This window comes from Bacillus sp. FSL L8-0152 (assembly GCF_038006365.1).
GTDB lineage: Bacteria > Bacillota > Bacilli > Bacillales > Bacillaceae_G > Bacillus_A > Bacillus_A cereus.
The window spans coordinates 5525849-5549588 of record NZ_JBBOVB010000001.1 but is presented as its reverse complement, the minus strand read 5'-3'; the positions used below and the strand labels follow the sequence as shown (position 1 = coordinate 5549588).

The window sequence follows — 23740 nt, the reverse complement described above, 5'->3', positions numbered from 1 at the left end:
CAGGTTAAGTCCAAAAGTAATGAATTAACAGGTATAGTGTTTAATTTATAAATTAGTAACTGAAATCGATATATTTTTTTGTATAATCCTTGAAAAATAGGGGGAAAGGGGGGATATTAAAAATTAGAGGTGATTATATGAAATATTTAAATATGTCGCAAATTGTGCAACTTAAACTGAAATTGGCGAATCAAGAATGTGACCCAGACCGATTAAATAATACACATTCTACTTTTGTTCGAAATTGTAATAATAAATTAGCGAGTATCGATCTTCAAATAAAGGATTTCAAAACAGGAGAGGGTAACTTTGAATTTACTGTGGAGGCAGCAGAAAAATTAATACAATTAGAAGAATTAAATGTAAAGCAAAGTTTAAGTAAAATGAAAGATGAAAAATATGATGCTGTTAATTCAATATTGATAAAACAATATTTCGACACTTTAGAATCTTTAATTGAATCACATTTTAATGGTAAAAGGAAAGAAATGTATTTATTAAAAATTAATGCATTAAAAATAGAAGTAGAGATAAACAAAAAAAGATATAATATTATTCGTAATTTATTTCTAGAGGATAACAAACAGGAGTATTTGTTAATGTTAGAAAAAGATTTAGCAAAAATAATTGTAGATATTTATTCGGTTAGTAAATATCCTTATTTAACAGAACTGGATAGAGATAGCCTTTTGCATGAGTTATATGTAAATTTAACAGATGTTGTTTCAAAACATTCTTCTACTATTAAATTAGCTAATGACTTTAGGCACTCAGAAGACGAGCAATTTAAGGAAATGCCAATTGAGCAAATTATTTTAGGGTATTGAACATAATCTAACTTTTGAAATGAATAAAGATCTTTAATGAGCCCCTGTATTTTAATTTATGTAGACCTGCCTCTACCGTTAAAATACCGGGGTTTTTGTATTAAAATGATTTGGTCATAATTCAATCATTAAAAATGAACAAAGATTGTTAGGACAGTCCGCTGTATTCTAATTTGTGTAGACAATATTCTGCAGGATAAATACAGAAGGGATGTTTAAGATGAAACGAAAAAAGCAACATAATCAAAACGAATTTGCAAAAAAAAATGTTACTAACGATGAAGAATTTCTTTTTGAAGAAGATAGTGACCTTGGGTTGGAAGATGAAGAGCTCGAAGAAGATAGTGACCTTGGGTTGGAAGATGAAGAGCTCGAAGAAGATAGTGACCTTGGGTTGGAAGATGAAGAGCTCGAAGAAGATAGTGACCTTGGGTTGGAAGATGAAGAGCTCGAAGAAGATAGTGACCTTGGGTTGGAAGATGAAGAGCTCGAAGAAGATAGTGACCTTGGGTTGGAAGATGAAGAGCTCGAAGAAGATAGTGACCTTGGGTTGGAAGATGAAGAGCTCGAAGAAGATAGTGACCTTGGATTGGAAGATGAAGAGTTCGAAGAAAATGGTGCATCTTTGTCAAAGTCAACAAAACAAGTACTCAAAAATGTTGGTCTTAATGTGAGCCCTACAGCCCAAAAAGAATTAGATGAACAGTTAGAAGAATTTCTATCTACAAAAGTAAAAGCATTCTCTAGTGTTGGTAATAGGGGGGCATCTTTTTTAAGTATTGTTAAAGCTGATACAGGCACCAGCATTAGACTGACAAAGGATGCCACTGCAAAATTAAATAATCCAACTCGACTTTCTGTTGGCTTCACAGGAGCATATTTAGTGCTATGTAATGCGGATGAATTAAATGTTTCCAGTTATAAGGGTAGTTTTAAAAATGACCGTACAATTGTTTATAATACGGGTCTTGTAGAAGCTATAATTAAACAATTTAATTTGGATTTCTCTAATAAAACTAGTATTTCATTTAGCGAGGGCTACTATAAACAACAAGGTCGAGTAATTCTATATGTCAAACTAGGTTGTAAGGTGGATTAGATGACATTAAATATTGTAACCAAGAATTATCAATGTGATTCAACAGGTGTATACAAGTGGCTTGAAGATAAAAAAACATGGGGTTGGATAGGTAGAGCAATCTACTTATCCAAATCATACCGAAAAATTGATACAGGTGAGATTTTGTGGGAATTAACATTTTATTGTAATGATGGTTGGCAAAGCGACGTTATAAGTCGAAAAGATGTGACGGAACAAAAATTTAATGTACTTATGGCTAAAGGTGCTGATGTAGCAACTTGGAAAACAAAAGTCATTATCTCTTACTTAATTGAACAAGAATACGAATTATCCATTGATAAAATGCATGAGCAAGTTGGTTGGATGTTAGATGGGAAAAATCATTATTTTAGTCAAAATCAATTAATATCTTTACAAAATCAACCATCCAAGTATGTAGGGGAATATAACATTTTTCCAAAAGGGACACTTGATGAATGGTTGTTAACGATTAAAAAGTATGTTGTTGGGAATCCATCATTAGAATTAGCGTTAAGTATGGGATTTTCAGCAGTACTGGTTGGGTATATCAACAAGTTTTTGAATATTCATTCAGATTCGTTGATTTTTCACATTTGCGGTAATAGCACAACGGGTAAAACAACAGCAGCGATGGTAGCAGTTTCTGGATTTGGTGATCCTAAAGAAGGTCCTAGATCCCTTATCCAAAGCTTCAATGGTACAAATAATGCCTTAACTAAAGTAATTGCGAATAATAATGGTATGCCTATCGTTTGTGATGAAACCTCATTAACAACAATGGGTGCAAAAAAGCTTGTAAATGTCCTTTACACATGGGCAAAAAATTTAGAAAAGGCACGTTTAAATAAAGATAGCGCCCAGAGAGAGAGAGCATCATGGGCAACTACAATTATTACAACTGGAGAAGGTTCTTTAATTGATCAAGTCAATCAGAATGAAGGAATTCGTGCAAGAGTGTTTGAATTCCAAAACATTCAATGGACAAATGATGCAACTCAAGCCAAAGCTATTAATCATAGCTTATCTAATAATTATGGACAGGCATCAGAAATATTTGTGAAAAAACTTTTAGGGTATACAAAAACATTTATTCAAAAAGCATGGGAATATGAAACAGAGCAAATGGCATTAATTTTGCCTGATTCTAAGTTTAATGATCGAATTAGTAAAAAGTTTGCATTAATTATTATGGCTGCTAAATTAATTAACGAAGTATTTAAAATTAACTTAGACGTTGAAGCAATTCGTGAGCTATTAGTTCTTCAAGAAAAAGAGTCTCTAGAAGAACGTTTAATTGGTCCGAAGGCTCATGAGATGATGCGAGAGTGGTTATTAAAAAATCAAAAGCATTTCTATATTAATAAAGAAGGAAATCCCGAAAACCAAACGATTTGGGGCCGAATTGATATTGATAAGAAAAATAAGAAAACACAAGCCTACATTTTGTCCAGTGATTTTAAAAGGATGCTAGTTGAAAATGGTTTTAGTGATGTAAAGGTTGTATTAAGGGAACTCGATGCAATGGGCGTGCTTATTAAAGAAAAAGATTCAAAACAAAATAAGTATCATACCCGTAGAGTAATCAAAGGTGAAGAAAACACTAAAAATGGTGTGCAAGTATATGGCATTGAATTTGATGGTCGGTTTATTTATCAAACATCAACACCTTTTGAAGTTTCTAAAATATCACGGAAAAGTATAAAGAATTCGTGAGTGAACACTAGATAATTAATATTTACTAATGACAGTTAGCAGAAATTGTGAGGTATGAATATGACATTCATTGAAATATTAGCAGAGATGTGTGAGTGCTACATTACTAAGGAACTTACAGAAGGAGTAGGAGAAGATGATAAACCAACAGACACTAGAAACAACGAAAAATGATGTAGTTCAAAATGCAATGATTTCCTCAACCGTCCAAATTAAAAGAGTAGCAATTTATGCTCGTGTATCAACAACAGAACAAGCAGAAGAAGGTTATTCAATAGATGAACAAGAGAGATTGTTGTCTGATTGGTGCACGAATAATGGCTACATCATTCATCAAGTGTATGCGGATCGAGGAATTAGTGGTAAGTCGATTGAGAAGCGACCAGCATTAAAGCAAATGTTAAGCGATGCAAGAAATCAGCTTTTCGATATTGTGTTGGTTTGGAAAACTAATCGATTAGCTAGAAATATTTTGGACTTACTAAAAATTGTTGAAGTGTTTAATCAAAATTACATTAGTTTCCGATCATTTACAGAAAACCATGAGACAGAAACGTCATCAGGTAAACTTCAATTTCATATGATGGCGGCTATTGCAGAATTTGAACGCAACACAATTTCTGAAAATGTAAAAATGGGTATGTTAGCAAGAGCAAGAGAAGGTAAGTGGAATGGTGGACAAGTTCTAGGCTACGATTTAGAAGAAACGTTATCCCATGGTAATAAGCGAAAACATACAAAATTAGTTATTAATGAAAAAGAGGCACAAACAGTCCGTCGAATCTTTGAACTGTATGTAAGTGGAAATGGTTACAAAGCAATTGCTAACCGTATTAACCAAGAAGGGCATCGTGGTAAAAAAGGTAAGCCCTTCTCGATAAATGCCATTAAGACTATCTTAGAAAATCCAGTGTATATTGGGGTAATTCGATATAATGTTAGACGCAACTGGACTGATAAGCGTAGAGGTGATATTAACCCTAATCCCGTTTTTCAAAAAGGTGAACACGATGCCATCATTTCGCAGGTGACTTGGGAGAAGGCGCAACAAATCCTAAAGAAAAGATCACACAAACCAAATCGTGTCCATGGAGGCGCGTTCCCCTTTACAGGTGTACTACGATGCCCAAAATGTGGAGCTGGGATGGTTGTGAGCCGCACGGTCAATAAGCTGAAGGACGGAACAAGGAAAACTATTGAGTATTATGCTTGTGGTGCATGGAAGAACAAAGGGACATCAGTTTGCAACTCTAATACAATTCGTGCGGATAAGGCAGAGGCATACATTTTTGAGCGACTACAGCAACTTGCTACAAATGAGCAACTGATTCAAGACATTGTTGACACTGTGAATGGTAAAAGGTCTAATAACGATGAGCCGATAAAGCGCGAATTTGCAACACTAGCAAAAGAACTCGAACAGCTCCAACGTAAGAAAGAAAGAGCCATGGAGATGTTTGAAGACGATCTCATTACAAAAGTAGAGTTGCAGCAACGCTTGAATAAAACCAATGAATTAATCGACCAAGTAGAACTTCGCTTACAACCAATTAAACTACAAATGCAATCGTTAAAGACACATACAATTGATGAAACATTGATTAAAGAAGTCATGGGGAATTTCCATAAAGCATTTAAACAGTCAATTACGCAAGAACAGCAGAAGCATTTGGTAACGTTGCTAATAAAGGAAATAACAATTAATGAAGAACGAAAAATTGATAGTATCCAAATTCAATTTAATAATGCGGTACTGAACTACTTTACTGAAAAAGGTGTGGATAAGTCATCATATGATGACTTATCTGCGCCTTTTTTAATTACATTTAATATATAATGGATATAGATAAGGAGGCGGTATAGTGTCGCAATTTTTAGTAAGGTATCAAACTGACCCATTCCCGTATAATTATTTACCAAATAATTTTGCAGATGAAGAAATTAAGGGTTTTGGTGAATGGATATATGCTAAACATAGTTCTAATATAAAAAAAAGCATGACCAAAGAAATGAATTCAGAATGGATCACTAGAAACTATTTAAGTGCAAAAATGATTCTTGCTTCAAGTATGATGTTAAACTCATTAAACTATGCTAAAGAAAAAAATTTAAAAATGGCTATTCCTTATTTTTCATATTATGCATTGTTAACAAGTAGTAGAGCGTTTCTATATAGTATTCCATACAATGAGTGGAAAAATGATAAGTTTTTAGAGTTAACGCATAAAAAAGTAATTAAATTAACAAAAGACTATTTAAACCATTTGGATAAAAATTTTGCATTAAATATGGAGAATACATTACAGAATCTCAAAGAATGGAGGGAATTGTTTTCGTATAAGTTCCCCGCAAGTGGAATTACAAATCAAAATGAAGTTAAAACAGATGATTTAATAAGTTTTTGCGGAATACTATGTGAATTAGCTCAGCTAAGTAGTGAACAGTTACAAAAATATATTATAAAAAATTGTATTGGTGATATTGAACAATGGAAAGAGACAACAGATAAATTGAAAGTAGGGTACAATTATAAAACCTTTATTGATAAAGAAGATTGGTACAGAATCGATTATATCAAGAGGAAGCAATATTTTCCAGTAAGTATATATTATACAATGTCTGAGGGAATGGTTGAAGATTATTTTAATTCTTGGATAGAAGATAATGATGCAGAAGATATTTTTAATGATAGTAATATTGATTGGGGAATTATTTTTCCATGTCCATAAACCGCACTTAGATTAGTCACGGTGAACCTTACCATAAGTAAGGTATTCTATGTAAAACAAAGGTAAGACGCTGATATTATCATATTTATTTTATTATGCCTATAACTGGAGGCTATGTGAATGGTAAGTGATCAGACGAGATATTCTAGGCTCGCGAATATAACAAAAATAATAAATACAAAATTAGAACTACGTGAAGTATTACAGCGTGTGACAATGGCGATATCAGAGGAGATTGTTAGGTGCGATGCTGTTGGAATTTATTTACCCCAGGAAGATGGAACATTTAGAGGGTTTGCAGGAAAACCAGAGACCATAAATGGCGTAACGCTCGATACTCAGGTAATTGATCCTGAAGTAGATTTACTGGCAAAAGAAGTTATTGAAACGAAAAAAACCATCTATATTCCTGATACCTCAAAGGATCATCGACCAGATCCGAGACCCGTTGATGCGTTTAAAATTAAGTCCTTATTAGCTCTGCCTATCTCATTTAGGCAAGAGTTATTTGGTCTGGTTTTTTTATTTGATTATGGGATTCCGATGAACTTAACAGATTCAGAAATTCAAAGTGTTGAAGCTTATGTAAATATGGCCGCGGTCGCAATTCAAAACGCAAATAATTTAACACAAAAGGAAAACCTTATTGCTGAGAAGCAGCTGTTACTAAATGTTACCCGTGATTTATCAATGTGTGCCTCAATACAGGAGAGTTTTGATAAATGCTTTTTTTACTTAGATCAGATTTTAGAAAGTAAAAATATGACTGCCCATCTTCTAGATCCGCTAGACAAAACAACGATTAAAACAACGAAATTAAGTAAGGGCTGTGATTGGACAGAAGCGGATTGGACAGAGAAAAGCTATGAAGCCAAGATCCAAGAGGTTATTCAAACAAAAAATATAGATAGTAAGGATTTATTGATGATTCCATTGGTTTCAATGGGAGAAGTATTAGGGGTAATCGTCGTTGGTAAAGAAGGAAAAGCTCACAATTACGATAATTCTCAAATTCAACTAGCAAAATCTATTGTTGACGCCACAGCCCCTACGTTTTCAAATTTGTTATATATGGATAAACTAGAAAGTATAGTGGAAGAGCGAACGGGAGAGCTAGCTGCTGCTAATGAAAAAGTTACAAGTGTGATTGAATGTATTACGGATGGATTCTTTACTTTAAATAATAAATGGGAATTTACGTACGTAAATAAGCACCAATATTTTCCGCAAAGAAAAACAGCAAAAGATGTATTAGGAAAGAATATATGGGATGTTTTCCCGAGTGACATCGACACAGTTATGTATAAGGAATTTCATCGTGCAATGTCAGAGCGAACTACAGTTCATTTCGAATTTCTTTCTACTGCAGATGAATATTGGCACGAAGTTATTGCATACCCGTATGATGATGGTATTTGCTGTATTTTTAAAAACATAACGGAAAAAAAGAAATATGAACAGGAATTGAAAAGATTATCTAACATTGATTTAATAGGGCAAATGGCAGCAGGTATCAGCCATGAAATTAGAAATCCAATGACAACGGTACTAGGATTTTTGCAGTTATTAAAAGAAGAGAATACCTATGAGAAACATAATAAGTACTTTCATTTAATGATTGAAGAACTTAACCGTGCCAATTCTATTATTACTGAATTTCTCTCAATGGGGAATACAAGGAAATTGGATTTACAGATGTTAGATTTAAATTCAATTATCCGCGATATTATTCCTTTAATAAAGGTTGATACGCACAATCAAAATAAGTATATTCAAGTCGATACAAATGACATTCCGGAATTACTTTTAAATCGTAATGAGATACGGCAATTATTAATGAATCTATATCGTAATGGCTTAGAAGCGATGGATACAGGGAAAGTTCTAACCATTAGCACCTACAAGGAAGGTCAAAATTGTGTGGTGCTTGCAGTGCAGGATCAAGGAAAAGGTATTAGGCCTGAAGTATTAGAGAAACTGGGTACGCCATTTTACACGACCAAAGATAATGGAACTGGATTGGGGTTAGGTGTATGTTATGCCATTGCTGCCCGCCATAATGCAAAAATAGAAATTAAAACAGGATCAGAAGGCACTACCTTTTTTGTTAAATTTAATTATGAAAATAATAAAAAATAAGCTTATTTAGAATAGTTATGATGAACCGTATCATAAATAAATTTATTCTTTGCATATAAAAAGGATAAAGAGACCATTGGACAAAAATTACCGATGGTCTTTTAAATATTATTAGATGGTATGTAGATTTCCTAAAATAAGTATGTTTCTATTTCCATAAAAATATGCTGTAATATGAAGAGGAAAAAAGTATAAGTAGTTAGAGAAGTGAGGAATTAAAGGTGAAGAAGTTTAAGAAGTTTTACTTGGAGATTACGAGTGTATGTAATCTTGCGTGTAGCTTTTGTCCGCCGACGGAAAGGCAGAAGCAATTCATTTCTGTAGAGGATTTTGCTAAAAGATTAGACCAAATTAAACCTCACACAGACTACATTTATTTGCACGTGAAGGGGGAGCCGTTGCTCCATCCGAAAATAGATCAACTATTAGACTTAAGTCATGAAAAAGGGTTTAAAGTTAATATTACAACGAACGGAACGTTAATTAATAAGAGAAGGCATAGGCTGTTAAATAAGCCCGCGTTAAGACAAATGAATTTTTCACTGCATAGTTTTGATGGACACCCAGGTTCGCAAGATAAAGAGGGCTATGTAAGGAGTATACTTTCCTTCATTAGGGAAGCGACAAGTCAATCAGATTTAATTGTATCGTTAAGGTTATGGAATTTAACTCAGGATAATAAAACAAATGCTGAAATTCAGAAAAATAGGGAGTTATTATCCATAATTGAAAATGAATTTGATCTATCTTATCAGATTGAAGAGAAGCTTACACCAGGAAAAGGTATAAAAATTGCAGAACGTGTCTTTATTAATCAAGACTATGAATTCCAGTGGCCAGCATTACATGAAGAAGAGGATGATGGGAAAGGATTCTGTCATGGACTTCGTAATCAAGCAGGGATTTTAGCGAATGGGACGGTTATTCCTTGTTGTTTAGATGGTGAAGGGATTATTAACCTTGGAAATATTAATAACGATTCATTTTCTAACATTATAGAAGGTGAAAGAGCAACAAACATTGTCGATGGATTTTCCAAAAGAGTTGCGGTTGAAGAGCTTTGTAGGAAATGTGGATATCGTAAAAGGTTTGGGAAGTAAATATGAAATAAGCCCTCATAAAGCGAGGGCTTATTTTTTATTCTTGATAAGAATGCTCTAATTCATCAATTAATGAACCAACGTAAGAAACAGCTTGACGGATTGCATCTGGTTTTGACATATCTACTCCGGCATGTTTCATTAGTTCAAGTGGTTTCATTGTACCACCAGCGCGAAGCACATCTAACCAGCGATCAATAGCAGGTTGTCCTTCATCTTTAATCATTTGAGCTACTGCAGTAGATGCAGTGAGGCCTGCGGAATATGTGTAAGAATATAGACCCATATAATAATGAGGCTGACGCATCCAAGTTAAGCCCGCACCTTCATCGATTTCTACAGAATCTCCCCAGAATGTCGAAAGGACATTTGTTTTAATTTCAGTTAAAGTTGTAGCTGTAAGGGGCTGTCCTTCTTCTGCTAGAGCATATACTCTACGTTGGTATTCACCCTCAAGTAAATGAGTAACAAAGTTGTGATAATATGTGCCGAGTAGTTGTAGAATGACCCATCTGCGCATCCTCTTATCGTCAGTAGTCGCTAGTAAATGCTGAGCTAATAGTAATTCATTCATAGTTGATGGTGCTTCAACAAAGTACATAGATGGGCGTACGTTCATGATACGTTGGTTTTTATTTGCTAAATAGAAATGACCAGCATGTCCAAATTCATGTGCTAATGTGAAGCATCCACGCATCGTATTTTGCCATGTAATTAAAATATAGGGATGAGAGCCGTATGGACTTGAGCAAAATGCCCCTGTTGATTTGCCTACGTTATCTGCAAGATCTACCCATCTTTCTTTGAATCCTTTTTCGATTATGGAACTATATTCATCGCCTAATACTTTTAAAGAATCTTGAATGAGCGTGGCTGCTTCTTCATAAGTAATCGTCGGATTAAATTCGGGATCTAAAGGTGCATGTAAGTCGCAGAAAAGCATTTGATCGAGTCCTAATGCTTTCTTTTTTAAATCTGCAAAACGGCGCATATGAGGTGCTAATTCTTTATAAATAATATCAAGTTGGTTGTTATACATTTCAAGTGGAACCTTTTGTGGTTCTAATAGCATATGGGTAACGGATTCATATTTACGTAAACGAGAAAGTGTTACTTGTTTTTTTACTTCGGTAGCATATGTTGTCGCAACTATATTTTTATATCGTTTCAAGGTGGAAACAAATGATGAGTATGCTTTTCTACGTATGTATGCGCTTGGAGAAAATTCATATTTGCTTTCAAATAATGCGAAAGAAACAGGGAGTTCGTTTCCTTGTTCGTCTTGTATAGAAGTGAAATCCATATCTGCCAATTTAGTCATGCCGTAAATTTTGTATGGAGAACTATGAACTTCGCCAAGTGCAGCAAGTGTTTCTTCTGTTTCAGGAGAGAGTGTGTGCTGCCTTTTTTTGAGTATTTCTAGTAACGACTTACGGAAAGGTTCGAGTTTTGTTTCTTCAGTTAAATATTTTTCAATTGTTCCTTCGTCGAATGAGAGGATTTCATTATGAATAAAGGATAGTGCAGTATGTACTTTCGTCCATAAAGCAGAAATTTTGGAAGAGTTCGCTTGAATAACTGGATTTGTACGATCAGTAGATTCTTTTAAATTTGCATATGAGTACAGTTTTGTTAACTTCATTAAAAGCTCTTCTTCTAAAAGTAGGCAATTTAATAAAGTTGTGGAGTTAGTATGTAAACGTCCTTTAAATGCATCAAGTTTCTGTATATCATTTTCTAATATGTTTAATGCGGTATGCCACTCATCATTGGACTTATACAAATCAGACAAATCCCATTTTAGTTCGTTAGGTACTTTCGCACGAACAAGACGATTCTCAATTATAGTTTTCATGTCTTATATCCTCCTTATTAAAAGCATCTAAAAATATGATACTAGAAAATTCAGTAAAATAAAAATATTTAACATTTTTATATATTAAAAAGAAGGAGAAGCAATTCTATGCTTCTCCTTCTTTTTAATTTTAAGAATTAATATACTTTGTCACCATTAAAAATTGAGTTTTTCACGACAACATAATCTACAGTACGAATAGCATCTAGTTTTGTTCCACCAGCGTAAGAGATAGAAGATTGAAGATCTTGTTCCATTTCGATTAACGTATCTTCTAAAGAACCTTTATGCTCAACGAACATTTTCTTACCTTCAACGTTTTTCTTCTCACCCTTTTGGAATTCAGAAGCAGAACCGAAGTATTCTTTATAAAGTTTGCCATCTCTTTCAATTGTTTCCCCTGGAGACTCTTCGTGACCAGCGAATAGAGAACCGATCATGACCATAGTTGCCCCAAATCGAATAGATTTAGCTACGTCGCCGTGTGTACGAATACCACCATCAGCGATAATTGGCTTACTTGCAGCTTTTGCACACCAACGAAGTGCAGCTAGCTGCCAACCACCAGTTCCGAAGCCTGTTTTAATTTTAGTAATACAAACTTTACCAGGTCCAATACCAACTTTTGTTGCATCGGCACCAGCATTTTCTAATTCTCTTACCGCTTCGGGAGTTCCAACGTTTCCAGCGATAACGAAGCTCTCTGGTAAATGTTTTTTAATATGTTGAATCATGTTAATCACAGCATTAGAATGACCGTGTGCGATATCAATCGTGATATATTCAGGTGTAAGTTGCTCAGCAGCTAATTGTTGTACGAATTCATATTCGTCCTCTTTTACACCAACGCTGATAGAAGCGATTAATCCACGTGATTGCATATCTCTAATGAATGAGATTCGTTTCTCTGGTTGGAAACGATGCATGATATAGAAGTAATTGTTTTCAGCTAAATAAGTTGCGATTCTTTCATCAATAATCGTTTGCATATTTGCAGGCACGACAGGTAATTTGAATTTATGTTTTCCTAAAGTGACAGTTGTATCACATTCAGAGCGGCTATTTACAATACATTTTGCAGGAATTAATTGAATATCTTCATAGTCGAATACGTTTTCCATCATTTACACCCCTAAAATACGAATATTTTATTTTTATTAATCAAAAATGTTCGTCCATAGGATAATTTACATTATTTTTATTAAGAAGTCAAAGGATTTCTTAACATTTTTTTAAAAAGTAGATTTTATATCTGAAAAAAAACGTTAAAAACGAATTTAAAACGTTTTTTCAATTGTATTGTTCGTTTATGAAAAAAGGTTGAAAAATTGAGATAATTATACAAGGTTGTATGTATTCTTTTTATTTTTTGGTAGGATGAGGGTACTATGAAAGGGTTAATGCTAACAATACGAGCAAAAGATGTTATCAATTAGTTGAACAATATATGAAATGATAAGGTTTATTTCTATATAAAAAGATGAATCTGATATGATCCACCTTTTTATGTGAGGTTTCAAGTATAATAAGTAGGGTGATAGTAACGTATACAAAAGATAAAAAAGAAAATAATACAGAATAAAATGAGGTTAATATATGAGTAAAAAAAGTTTTTCTGATTATAAATTAAGTAAGGAAATTGTAAGGGCGCTTACTGGGTTAGGATATGATCATCCAACAGAAGTACAAGGTGAGGTTATTCCAGTCGCATTACAAAAGAAGGATCTTGTTGTGAAGTCCCAGACTGGAAGTGGAAAAACAGCTTCATTTGGTATTCCGCTTTGTGAAATGGTGGAGTGGGAAGAGAATAAACCACAAGCATTAGTTTTAACACCGACGAGAGAGCTTGCGGTACAGGTAAAAGAAGATATTACAAATATAGGTCGATTCAAAAGGATTAAGGCTGCGGCAGTTTATGGGAAATCTCCATTTGCACGTCAAAAATTAGAATTAAAGCAAAAGACACATATTGTAGTTGGGACTCCTGGTCGTGTGTTGGATCATATTGAAAAGGGTACCCTTTCTTTAGAGTGTTTGAAGTATTTAGTTATTGATGAAGCAGATGAGATGCTAAATATGGGCTTTATCGATCAAGTAGAGGCAATTATTGATGAATTACCTATAAAAAGAATGACAATGCTATTCTCAGCAACACTTCCAGAAGATGTTGAAAAATTGTCTCGTACATATATGAATTCACCAACTCATATCGAAATTAAAGCAGCTGGGATTACAACGGATAAAATTGAACATACTCTTTTTGAGGTGATAGAAGACGAGAAGCTTTCACTACTTAAAGATGTAACAACGATTGAGAATCCTGATAGTTGTATTATTTTCTGCCGTACACAAGAAAATGTAGATCATGTATATAGACAGTTAAAACGAGCTAACTATCCTTGCGACAAAATACATGGTGGTATGGTACAAGAAGATCGTTTTGAAGTCATGGATGATTTTAGAAAAGGGAAATTCCGTTATTTAGTAGCAACAGACGTGGCTGCGAGAGGAATTGATATTGATAATATTACACATGTTATTAATTATGATATTCCACTTGAAAAAGAAAGCTATGTACATCGTACTGGAAGAACGGGACGAGCTGGAAATAGTGGAAAAGCTATTACATTTATAACACCATATGAAAATAGATTTTTAGAAGAGATTGAGGAGTATATTGGTTTTGAAATTCCAAAGGCAATTGGACCTTCAAAAGAAGAAGTTATGAAAGAGAAAGCTGCATTTGAAGAAAAGATATATGCTAAACCAATTATAAAGAAAGATAAAAATGCGGACATAAACAAAGGCATTATGAAGCTGTACTTTAATGGCGGGAAGAAAAAGAAAATTAGAGCGGTAGATTTCGTCGGGACAATTGCTAAAATTAAAGGTGTTACAGCAGAAGATATAGGCATTATTACGATACAAGATAACGTTTCTTACGTTGAAATATTAAATGGAAAAGGACCACTGGTTTTAAAGGTTATGAGAAATACAACGATAAAAGGTAAACAATTAAAAGTTCATGAGGCAATTAAATAAATGAAAATATCCACTTTAAAGGTGGATATTTTTTTGGGGCTTACTTATAGAGTGGATAATGTGAATGGACTTTAACCAATACGTGATTGACGATTGTTTTTTTGTATGTTAGTATTTTTAATTGGTTTTTTCTACCGTTTAATGGGAAAATTGTTAATTCGTTTAGGAGTATATTTTTATATAAGTAAATCAATTTTATTTTAATTGTTGTAAGCTATAAAAAATAAGGACGGTGTTTATGAAATGAATTTTACTCAAGATAGGTGGAGTTTTAAATGGCTGCATTTTTATTTGATGGTAGTAGTTGTTGCATCTCTTTTATTACGAATATATTTAGCATTTCATTTAGAAGGATATGAACGAGATCAACTATTTTTCGTGGATTGGATGAACACGGTAGGTAAATATGGATTAGGTGATGTGTATGCACATGGGGATTTAGTAAACTACCCTCCGTTTTTCTTAGCTCTTTTAGGTATTTATGGAATGATATTGTCATTTTTTAATATATCCGTGGATGCTGCTGGTGTTTTAATTCGAGTCCCATCAATTGCATTTGAAGTAGTGGCTATAATTATTTTTGCTATAGCTTCTAAAAGGATAGAAAATTCGATTGTGAGAGCAGCATTAGTGACATTTTTTGCATTTAGTCCAGCAGTTATAGTGGATGGGACTATTTGGGGTCAAGTAGACATGTTACATAGTATATTGATGGTTAGTTCTATTTTATTGCTAATGTATAAGCCAACTTGGTCTGGTGCTATTTACGCTATAGCGTTACTAGCTAAATTTCAATCAATCGTAATTGCGCCTGTATTTGCTATGTATTTCCTAAAAATCATTTTTGAAAAAAGAGAAGGTAAGCAATTAATTAAATTTATAATAGGGTTCTGTATCCCGTTATTAATATTCGGCCTTTATTTCGCAGCACATGGAACATTTATTACTATGTTGACACAAGCATATTTAAATGCGGTGGGTACTTTCCCAACGGTAACTGTATTTGCTATGAATATTTGGTATTACGCGATTGGTACGGATCCTAATACGGTAGATACTATTCAAGTTTTACCACATATTACATTGAAAACAGTTGGATTAATACTCTTGTCTATTGCAGCGGCATTAACTTGTTTATATGTCTTTTTCCATCGCCATATGAATACGGCAATTCTATTAAAAGCAGCGACTTTTATAAGTTTTGCATTCTTTATGTTACCTACGCAAATGCATGAGAGATATGCTTTCCCAGCATTAGTATTTGTCATCTTTTTATTGCTATATGAAATGAAGTGGACAGGAATAGCTTTAGGATTAACGTTAACAATCTTTTTAAATCTAGTAATGGTTCTGTATGCAGGCTCTAATACGAATATGGGAATGTTTATCGTTACTATTAATGTTTTTATTTTCTATGCTATGTGTAAATTATTAGTAAAAGAGTATTGTGATCGCTTTGAATTACTAATAAAGAAACAGTAAAAATTATAATTTTAGAGAGAAGTACATTTTGCCAGTATGCAAAATGTACTTTTTTAGTTTGAAAGAGTAAAATTCCAATAGAAAAATAAACATGAAAGGATACTTAGAAAATATAATTTCTAAAATACTACAATCATTCGGATAGTTATTAGGACTCTTTTAAATCATCAATCAACTTCTCAGCTAAGCGTCTGTACATATTACTCATCGACACAAATGATGTTAGTAATAAAAATTTCTCTAGGTTCGGATTTTCTAAGGAAGAAATCTCACTTACTTCTGAAACACGGTTATTTACGTCTTGTGTAAAGTTTTCAACGTTGTTTTCGGTAAGGGTAAGATAATCTTTATATAGCGTATTTAATTCGAAGGAATCATCGCCTAATAAGGATTCATTTATATTTTCTAAGGAGCTTTTTATGTCATTAATGGAAAGGGCCCCTTTTAATTGATAAATTAGGCTAATTAAAATCATATGCTCTTTTGAGTATTTTTTATTTTTGATTGGAATAAACAGTTTCCCTTTTGCATAATTGTTAATCATTGTTTTTGTTAATACTTTTTCATCATCGGTTCTTGTTGTATCCGCATAAGTATTTTCAAATAGTTGGACAACCTGGTCTACATACAAGTCGACATTTGGAATATCCTCAAGCGTAATATTTTTTTCTAAATGTAATGTTTCAAGCAATTTATTTATATTTTTCAAGTAGAACCCCTCACTTTTATAACTTAGTGGAGCATAAAGTTAAATTTATCTCTAAATATGGTATTACGAAACAAATGAATTGTAAATGTTGACCTCTAATAATAATGCGTATATAATTACATGTAGTTATCAAAACTACATGTAATTATATGAGGGGTGTTTATATGAATGCTTATATAAGGGAACCGGTTAATGCTTTTACCCACTTGGGGGGAGCTGTATTATCATTTATTGCATTATTAGCTATGCTTGTAAAAGTTTCTAGTAAGATGCCATCTTTTGCGGCAATTACAGCTGTTATTTTGTTTGGCATCGGAATGATGGTTCTGTATACAGCATCAGCTGTATATCATAGTGTGGTAGCCAGTGAACGAGTTATTTATTTCTTTCGAAAGCTTGATCACTCTATGATTTTTATATTAATTGCAGGTACATATGCACCATTTTGTTTAATTACATTACATTCCGCAAACGGTTTATTATTATTTTGTTTAGTTTATGCAACGGCCATTTGTGGTATTGTTTTTAAAATGTTTTGGTTTAGTTGCCCGAGATGGTTATCAACAGCAATTTATATTACAATGGGCTGGTTAATTGTTCTGTTCTTTGCACCGTTAGCTGCTAACTTAAGTGCAGGAGGTATCGTGCTTCTAGTACTTGGAGGCATTCTTTATACAATTGGTGGATTTATTTATGGAACAAAGCCAAAATGGTTAGAGTTTAAACATATGGGGCATCATGAAATTTTTCATGTTTTTGTATTATTAGGTAGTCTTGCGCATTTTCTAAGTGTATATTGTTACGTAATTTAATAAAAAAAACGCCACATAATAAAAATTATGTGGCGTTTTTTTGTTACCTGATTAGAATCGTATATGTTATAAAATCATTATGGGATAAAATGTAAGTTTCTGTGTTCGCATGTTAAACATAGGATAAGAAATATGTGATATACTTTGAGAAGTTTATAATGAATGAAATATGGAGGACTATAATTATGGCAATACTTGTAACAGGTGGAGCAGGATATATTGGTAGTCATACATGCGTAGAATTACTAAATAGCGGTTACGAAGTTATAGTAGTGGATAACCTTTCGAATAGCTCGGTAGAATCTATAAATCGAGTGAAAGAAATAACAGGAAAACAATTTAAGTTTTATAAAGAAGATGTTTTAAATCATGAAGTGCTTGACGCAATTTTTGAAGAAAATGCAATTGACGCAGTTATTCACTTTGCAGGATTTAAAGCTGTAGGGGAGTCAGTAGCGATTCCATTAACATATTATCATAACAACATTACAAGCACGTTAGTGCTATGTGAAGTAATGCAGAAACATAATGTTAAGAAGATGATCTTTAGTTCATCTGCAACTGTATATGGTATCCCGGAAACGTCACCGATTACGGAGGAGTTTCCATTAAGTGCAACAAATCCATATGGTCAAACGAAATTAATGATTGAGCAAATTATGCGTGATGTAGCATTTGCAGATGCAGAATGGAGTATCGCGTTACTTCGTTATTTCAATCCATTTGGTGCACACGAGAGTGGGCGTATTGGAGAAGATCCAAATGGAATTCCAAATAACTTAATGCCATATGTAACGCAAGTAGCAGTAGGTAAGTTAAAAGAATTAAGTGTATTCGGAAATGACTATCCAACGAAAGATGGAACGGGAGTCCGTGATTACATTCATGTTGTGGACTTAGCAAATGGTCACGTAAAGGCGCTTGAGAAAGTACTGAATACAACAGGAGTAGATGCTTATAACCTAGGCACAGGCATGGGCTATAGTGTACTAGAGATGGTTAAAGCGTTTGAAAAAGTTTCGGGCAAGAAAGTTCCTTATAAAATTACAGAGCGTCGCCCAGGTGACGTGGCAGTGTGTTTTGCTGATGCATCTAAAGCGAAGCGTGAATTAGGCTGGGAGGCAACACGCGGATTAGAAGAGATGTGTGCAGATTCTTGGAAATGGCAATCAAATAATAAAAATGGCTATTTAGAAGTTTAATGATGAATAAAAAAATGACCTTTGCATAAAAGCAAGAGGTCATTTTTTATTAGGTTTATTAGCGAACCTAGAAAAGAACGTTTGCTGTTTTATAGGAATATTTGGCTGACAACACGTGTAGGAATCAATATTTTCAATGTCAGTAAGTGTATTGATTATTAAGTATGCGTTCTATTTTTCGTCTTAGAACGAAATTGTATTTAATATAGCCTAGTAGTAAGGGAATGGAGATTTGAAAAGTGCTACAAAGTTATTGTTATAAATAAGGAAAATTATCGGAAAGGATATAGATGGGGAATCAACTGCCCGTAAAACCCCTACTTTATGATCAGCCAGCAACACAAGAGCAATTTCAGCGAGCGTATGTAAATTTATTAAAAGAAATTAAAGGTTTTGATTCAAGCCTATTCCTTATACAAAATTGAGGATTTGAAACAATCAAAAACTGCTAAGGGGTACTATCGCGTTTTAGGTCCGTAATACAATTTTCTCATAAGAAAGAATGTATTACGGACCATCACCTATTACATAATAGGAGGAATTAATGAATTCGAACAAGCTGTTTGTGATATACTGTGTTTCCCTCTTGACTTGTATATGGTGGGAGACTTCGTCCGAAACAATTTGCAATAATATTGGAGTGAGCGGGATAAGAAATACGTATTTCATACAAATCAACAGTCTCATCTAAATTAGCATACAAGACTGCGAGATGATTGCCTTGTAAAACATATGGGAATTCTACTTCTATATTTTCACCAATTAATACAGGTAACTTTACAGGATTAGAATAATTAGACCAATCCCACACTTCTATATTTACATAGTGAGCGTAATATGCATCTAAATTTACAATGTTTACGACTGCTGAAATAGTTGCAGGTTCTCTCGTTAACACACCTGTAGAGTGAAAAACAGAATGATTTGGATAATGAAGAGGCATAAATATCAAACCTTTCTTAAAATGATATGATTTTACAATATCTTATGCTAGAAGATAGTAGAATGAGATAGAGGAATGTATTATTTTATTAATTTTTTATAGAAATTGAAAGCGTATTATTGAAAAGTATTCCAACACTTGTATCATTGCTAGAGTCCGTTTATAATCAAGGAATCCTATTTCATATTTTGATAGGATTATTTATTATTGAAAGCGTTTTAAGTGTCCTCTTTTTTGAGGTAGGAGGTCTGACTTATTCAGATGAAAAATTATGTATGTAGTTTTAAATAGGAAGAAAAATAATATCAGTATCACTTTATAGTGTGGGGAGGTTAAAAGTGTGAAAGGTAAAGATTTTCACACGAATATATATGGGTTATATAGGATTATTACTTTCAGGGGCAGCTTTATTTTTAAATAGTCTTGTTATATTAGGGAAAGCAGAGATGAAAAGTGCGGGTGTTTTTAATTTATTTGTGGGTGCACTACAAATTATTATTCCGTTTTATTTGATCATGATTTCTGACCAAAGCAATTGGACAGTGTATTCATATGCGGCTACTTTCTTATTTGGATTAACTTATTTATATGTAGGTGTTACTTTTATAAAAGGAATGGATAGTAGTGGTCTAGGATGGTTTTGTATTTGGGTAGCAATTATTGCTTTATTCTATATGGTTGTTTCATTTGTTCAATTCCATGATGTTGTTAATGCATTAACGTGGTTTATGTGGGCATTACTTTGGTATTTATTCTTTGTATTAAATACACAAAAGAAGAACATCAATCAATATCTTGGAAGGATTGCCTTCGTACAATCATGGGTAACATTGACTTTACCTTCACTATTTTATTTTATGGGAGTATGGGGAGAGGGATTCGTATATGAACTATGGGTTTATGTATCAGTAATTTCTATTTTGTACTTCTGTTATTGTATTTATAAATATCGAGTACGTTAATATATGATCTGCATAAAAGCATGGAATCGTTAAACTGATTTCATGCTTTTATATATATTAGCGTTTTATAATAAAAGAGGTGGTATCTCATAAATCATGAAAATGGGGATGATGAAATTGAAGAAAGTGTTGGTGCTAGGAGGAACAAGGTTTTTTGGTAAACATTTAGTAGAGTACCTTTTGCAAGCTGGACACGATGTAACAATTGCCACAAGGGGAGTTACTGAAGATTCTTTTGGTAGCGCAGTAAAAAGAATAATTGTCGATAGAGAAGATAGAAAGCTACTAGAAGAGCGTCTAGAAGGAAAAAGTTATGATATTGTATACGATAATTTATGCTATAGTTCAAATGCAGCGAAAATGGTATGTGAAGTTTTGAAAGGAAAAACGAAGAAGTATATTATGACATCTTCAATGGCTGTCTATGAACCTGCATTAAGTTTGTTAGAAGAGGACTTTAATCCATACGAATATGCAATTACATATGGAGATAGAAATGATTTTAATTATAGTGAAGGAAAGCGATTAGCCGAAGCGGTTTTATTTCAATATGCAACATTCCCAGTCGTTGCAGTGCGTTTTCCAGTTGTTATTGGAGAAAATGACTATACCAAAAGGTTACAATTTTACGTTGAATGTGTTGTGAACCAAAAACCTATTGTTGTGGATCATGTAGATGGAACTTTGTCATTTATACATGAAAAAGAGGCAGGAGAGTTTCTAGCTTGGTGCGGAATGGAAAATGTGAAAGGACCAATTAACGCCTGTAGTAACGGGGTAGTTTCTACGGAAGAAATTATTCATTTCATAGAAGAGAAGACGGGAATAAAAGCACTCATCCAGGAAGCTGGAGAAAATATAGCTCCTTATAATGAGGTAACTAACTGTACGTTACATAATGGAAAGGCTCGTAAATTTGGATTTTTGTTCCGAGAGCTGAAACTAGAAATAAAAAATGTTTTAAAACATTATATAAATACAATGAAGTAATCATAAATCCCCCGGTGGCAATCCGGGGGATTCTGGAGGATTTCGACAATACTGATTTTACATTACCAAATTTACCTTATACATACGACTAATGTTTTTGTGATTGAATTGCTTGTAAATACTTCTCGTTTACTTGGTCCCAGTTTACTGTATGCCACCAATTGGTAACAAACTCTGGGCGCCGATTTTGATACTTTAAATAATAAGCATGTTCCCATACATCAATTACGAGTAAGGGGATTTTCCCTTCTTGCAAAGGCGTATCTTGATTTGGTGTACTCATAACAGAGAGTTCCTCACCGTCAAGAACAAGCCATCCATAGCCACTTCCAAAACGACTAATAGCTGCTTTGGAAAGTTGATCTTTTAAGTTGTCAAAGGTATTGAAATAATAATCAATTACTTTTGCAACGTCTCCATTAGGCTCACCGCCACCTCGTGGGCTCATCACTTCCCAAAAAAGACTATGACAATAGTGACCACCACCGTTATTTCTTACAGCTGTAACAATTTCCTTCGGTAAAGCATCTAAATTACATAGCAATTCTTCTAAAGATTTATTATGTAATTCAGTATAATTTTCTAAAGTAGCATTTAAATTGTTTACGTATGTCGCATGGTGCTTTCCATGATGAATGGAAAGTGTATTGCTATCGATATGTGGCTCTAGTTCATCATAGTCATATGAAAGCTTTGGCAATTGAAATGAAGACATAACATTACCTCCTTTCTATTTAAAAAAGTTGGTCTAGGTAAAAATACTTTACCTGAGTCAAAAATACACCCATTTTCCATATAAGTCAATAGTAAGTCTGTTAATTTTCTGAAAAATATTACAATAAAAGTAACACTCTCAATTTCATTTGTGACTCCTATCTTTTTTGCTTATACTGTAAAGTAGCAAGGTTTTGTTGAAATAGAAGGAGATTGTTTATGAGTAAAACGAAACAATTAATAGAGGAAGCAAGTAATTTTATTACGATTTGTTATAAGGAGCTTCATAAAGAACAATTGATAGAAGAACGTATAAAAGAAATTCAAATTGAGATAGAGAAGACAGGGACATATGAGCATACATTTGAAGAACTTGTTCATGGTTCACGAATGGCATGGCGTAACAGTAATAGATGTATTGGAAGACTATTTTGGAGTAAGATGCACATATTAGATGCGCGCGAAGTAAATGATGAAGAGGGTGTATATAATGCATTAATTCATCATATTAAATATGCAACGAACGAGGGGAAAATTAAACCAACTATTACGATTTTTAAGCAATATCAAGGTGAGGAAAATAATATACGAATTTATAATCACCAATTGATTCGATATGCAGGATATAAAACAGAAATGGGAGTGATCGGTGACTCGCATTCCGCTACATTTACGGACTTTTGTCAGGAGCTTGGCTGGCAAGGAGAAGGTACGAATTTCGATGTATTGCCACTTGTATTTTCTATAAACGGGAAGGCGCCTACATATAAAGAAATTCCGAGGAAAGAAGTAAAAGAAGTGCCAATTGAACACCCAGAATACCCTATTTCATCACTTGGAGCAAAATGGTATGGGGTTCCAATGATTTCAGATATGCGCTTAGAAATTGGCGGTATTTCTTATACAGCCGCTCCGTTCAATGGATGGTATATGGGAACAGAAATTGGGGCGCGCAACTTAGCGGATCATGATCGTTATAATTTACTTCCGGCTGTTGCGGAGATGATGGATTTAGATACATCGAGAAACGGTACGTTATGGAAGGATAAGGCGCTAATTGAGTTGAATATTGCCGTACTACACTCTTTTAAAAAACAAGGAGTTAGTATTGTTGATCATCATACTGCTGCACAACAATTTCAGCAATTTGAGAAGCAAGAAGCTGCTTGTGGTCGTGTTGTAACAGGTAATTGGGTGTGGCTTATTCCACCATTATCTCCAGCTACCACTCATATTTATCATAAACCGTATCCGAATGAAATTTTGAAGCCAAATTTCTTTCATAAATAATATTTAGTGCAGTTTTTTTCTGCAAAATATATTTTTTTTAATTACTGTTATGTAGCAAATGGAAGCCTTTACTCTCGGTTATTTTTGGAAGAGGATTTTTGAACCAAGGAGTTCCTTATGTTATAATCA

19 protein-coding genes are annotated in these 23740 nt (G+C 33.6%); 14 read left to right on the top strand and 5 right to left on the bottom strand.

Translation table 11 applies throughout. From position 1 onward, the window contains the following. Positions 1-137: 137 nt before the first annotated feature. From MHH27_RS28150 to MHH27_RS28120, 7 genes are all read left to right on the top strand, one after another. Positions 138-827 (top strand): hypothetical protein, encoded by a 690-nt coding sequence (locus MHH27_RS28150; RefSeq protein WP_340944790.1) that lies wholly within the window; start codon positions 138-140, stop codon positions 825-827. Between the two features lie 220 nt (positions 828-1047). Then, on the top strand, positions 1048-1926 hold the full coding sequence (locus MHH27_RS28145) for a hypothetical protein (protein ID WP_340944789.1): 879 nt from the start codon (positions 1048-1050) through the stop codon (positions 1924-1926). Continuing rightward, complete coding sequence (locus MHH27_RS28140) at positions 1927-3642, top strand: DUF927 domain-containing protein (RefSeq protein ID WP_340944787.1); 1716 nt, start codon at positions 1927-1929, stop codon at positions 3640-3642. A gap of 136 nt (positions 3643-3778) precedes the next feature. Beyond that, positions 3779-5479, top strand: coding sequence for a recombinase family protein (locus MHH27_RS28135; protein ID WP_340944784.1), 1701 nt, complete (start codon positions 3779-3781; stop codon positions 5477-5479). A 25-nt stretch (positions 5480-5504) separates the two neighbouring features. Beyond that, positions 5505-6371 carry a hypothetical protein gene (locus tag MHH27_RS28130; RefSeq protein WP_340944782.1) on the top strand — a complete coding sequence of 289 codons (867 nt, stop codon included), beginning with the start codon at positions 5505-5507 and terminating at the stop codon, positions 6369-6371. Positions 6372-6491: 120 nt separating this feature from the next. Beyond that, positions 6492-8510, top strand: a complete 2019-nt coding sequence (locus MHH27_RS28125; protein ID WP_069356595.1) for a GAF domain-containing sensor histidine kinase — start codon at positions 6492-6494, stop codon at positions 8508-8510. Between the two features lie 221 nt (positions 8511-8731). Beyond that, the gene (locus tag MHH27_RS28120) at positions 8732-9610 is read left to right on the top strand and encodes a radical SAM/SPASM domain-containing protein (RefSeq protein ID WP_000713633.1); all 879 of its coding nucleotides are present in this window, start codon (positions 8732-8734) and stop codon (positions 9608-9610) included. 37 nt (positions 9611-9647) lie between these two features. Here MHH27_RS28120 and pepF read toward each other — a convergent pair whose 3' ends face one another. Both pepF and guaC read right to left on the bottom strand, forming a co-directional pair. Beyond that, complete coding sequence (pepF, locus tag MHH27_RS28115) at positions 9648-11465, bottom strand: oligoendopeptidase F (protein WP_340944779.1); 1818 nt, start codon at positions 11463-11465, stop codon at positions 9648-9650. A gap of 137 nt (positions 11466-11602) precedes the next feature. Further along, positions 11603-12586, bottom strand: a complete 984-nt coding sequence (gene guaC / locus MHH27_RS28110; RefSeq protein ID WP_000432447.1) for a GMP reductase — start codon at positions 12584-12586, stop codon at positions 11603-11605. Positions 12587-13061: 475 nt separating this feature from the next. Here guaC and dbpA point away from each other — a divergent pair, with 475 nt between their 5' ends. Together dbpA and MHH27_RS28100 are read left to right on the top strand one after the other, a co-directional pair. Continuing rightward, the gene (dbpA, locus tag MHH27_RS28105; RefSeq protein ID WP_053563264.1) at positions 13062-14507 is read left to right on the top strand and encodes an ATP-dependent RNA helicase DbpA; all 1446 of its coding nucleotides are present in this window, start codon (positions 13062-13064) and stop codon (positions 14505-14507) included. Between the two features lie 243 nt (positions 14508-14750). Next, a complete protein-coding gene (locus MHH27_RS28100) occupies positions 14751-15989 on the top strand; it encodes a hypothetical protein (RefSeq protein WP_098250878.1) in 1239 nt (412 codons plus the stop codon). Between the two features lie 148 nt (positions 15990-16137). Here the strand turns inward: MHH27_RS28100 and MHH27_RS28095 are convergent, their stop codons facing one another. After that, positions 16138-16698, bottom strand: a complete 561-nt coding sequence (locus MHH27_RS28095; RefSeq protein ID WP_090978343.1) for a DUF1836 domain-containing protein — start codon at positions 16696-16698, stop codon at positions 16138-16140. A gap of 164 nt (positions 16699-16862) precedes the next feature. Here MHH27_RS28095 and trhA point away from each other — a divergent pair, with 164 nt between their 5' ends. After that, complete coding sequence (gene trhA, locus MHH27_RS28090) at positions 16863-17510, top strand: PAQR family membrane homeostasis protein TrhA (protein WP_090978341.1); 648 nt, start codon at positions 16863-16865, stop codon at positions 17508-17510. Positions 17511-17695: 185 nt separating this feature from the next. Further along, positions 17696-18712, top strand: coding sequence for a UDP-glucose 4-epimerase GalE (gene galE / locus MHH27_RS28085; RefSeq protein ID WP_053563268.1), 1017 nt, complete (start codon positions 17696-17698; stop codon positions 18710-18712). 541 nt (positions 18713-19253) lie between these two features. On the opposite strand, the gene MHH27_RS28080 is transcribed toward galE, so the two are convergent. Continuing rightward, a complete protein-coding gene (locus tag MHH27_RS28080; RefSeq protein WP_090978339.1) occupies positions 19254-19655 on the bottom strand; it encodes a hypothetical protein in 402 nt (133 codons plus the stop codon). 371 nt (positions 19656-20026) lie between these two features. On the opposite strand from MHH27_RS28080, the gene MHH27_RS28075 reads away from it, so the two are divergent. Together MHH27_RS28075 and MHH27_RS28070 are read left to right on the top strand one after the other, a co-directional pair. After that, positions 20027-20617, top strand: a complete 591-nt coding sequence (locus MHH27_RS28075) for an AmiS/UreI family transporter (RefSeq protein ID WP_000540540.1) — start codon at positions 20027-20029, stop codon at positions 20615-20617. Between the two features lie 96 nt (positions 20618-20713). Next, positions 20714-21607 carry an NAD-dependent epimerase/dehydratase family protein gene (locus MHH27_RS28070; RefSeq protein ID WP_100910525.1) on the top strand — a complete coding sequence of 298 codons (894 nt, stop codon included), beginning with the start codon at positions 20714-20716 and terminating at the stop codon, positions 21605-21607. An 88-nt stretch (positions 21608-21695) separates the two neighbouring features. Here MHH27_RS28070 and sodA read toward each other — a convergent pair whose 3' ends face one another. Beyond that, the gene (sodA, locus tag MHH27_RS28065) at positions 21696-22322 is read right to left on the bottom strand and encodes a superoxide dismutase [Mn] (protein ID WP_000094037.1); all 627 of its coding nucleotides are present in this window, start codon (positions 22320-22322) and stop codon (positions 21696-21698) included. A 218-nt stretch (positions 22323-22540) separates the two neighbouring features. Between sodA and MHH27_RS28060 the strand changes: the two genes are divergently transcribed. Then, positions 22541-23611: a nitric oxide synthase oxygenase gene (locus MHH27_RS28060; RefSeq protein ID WP_090978335.1), complete on the top strand. Its 1071-nt coding sequence runs from the start codon at positions 22541-22543 to the stop codon at positions 23609-23611. The last annotated feature ends 129 nt before the right edge of the window (positions 23612-23740 follow it).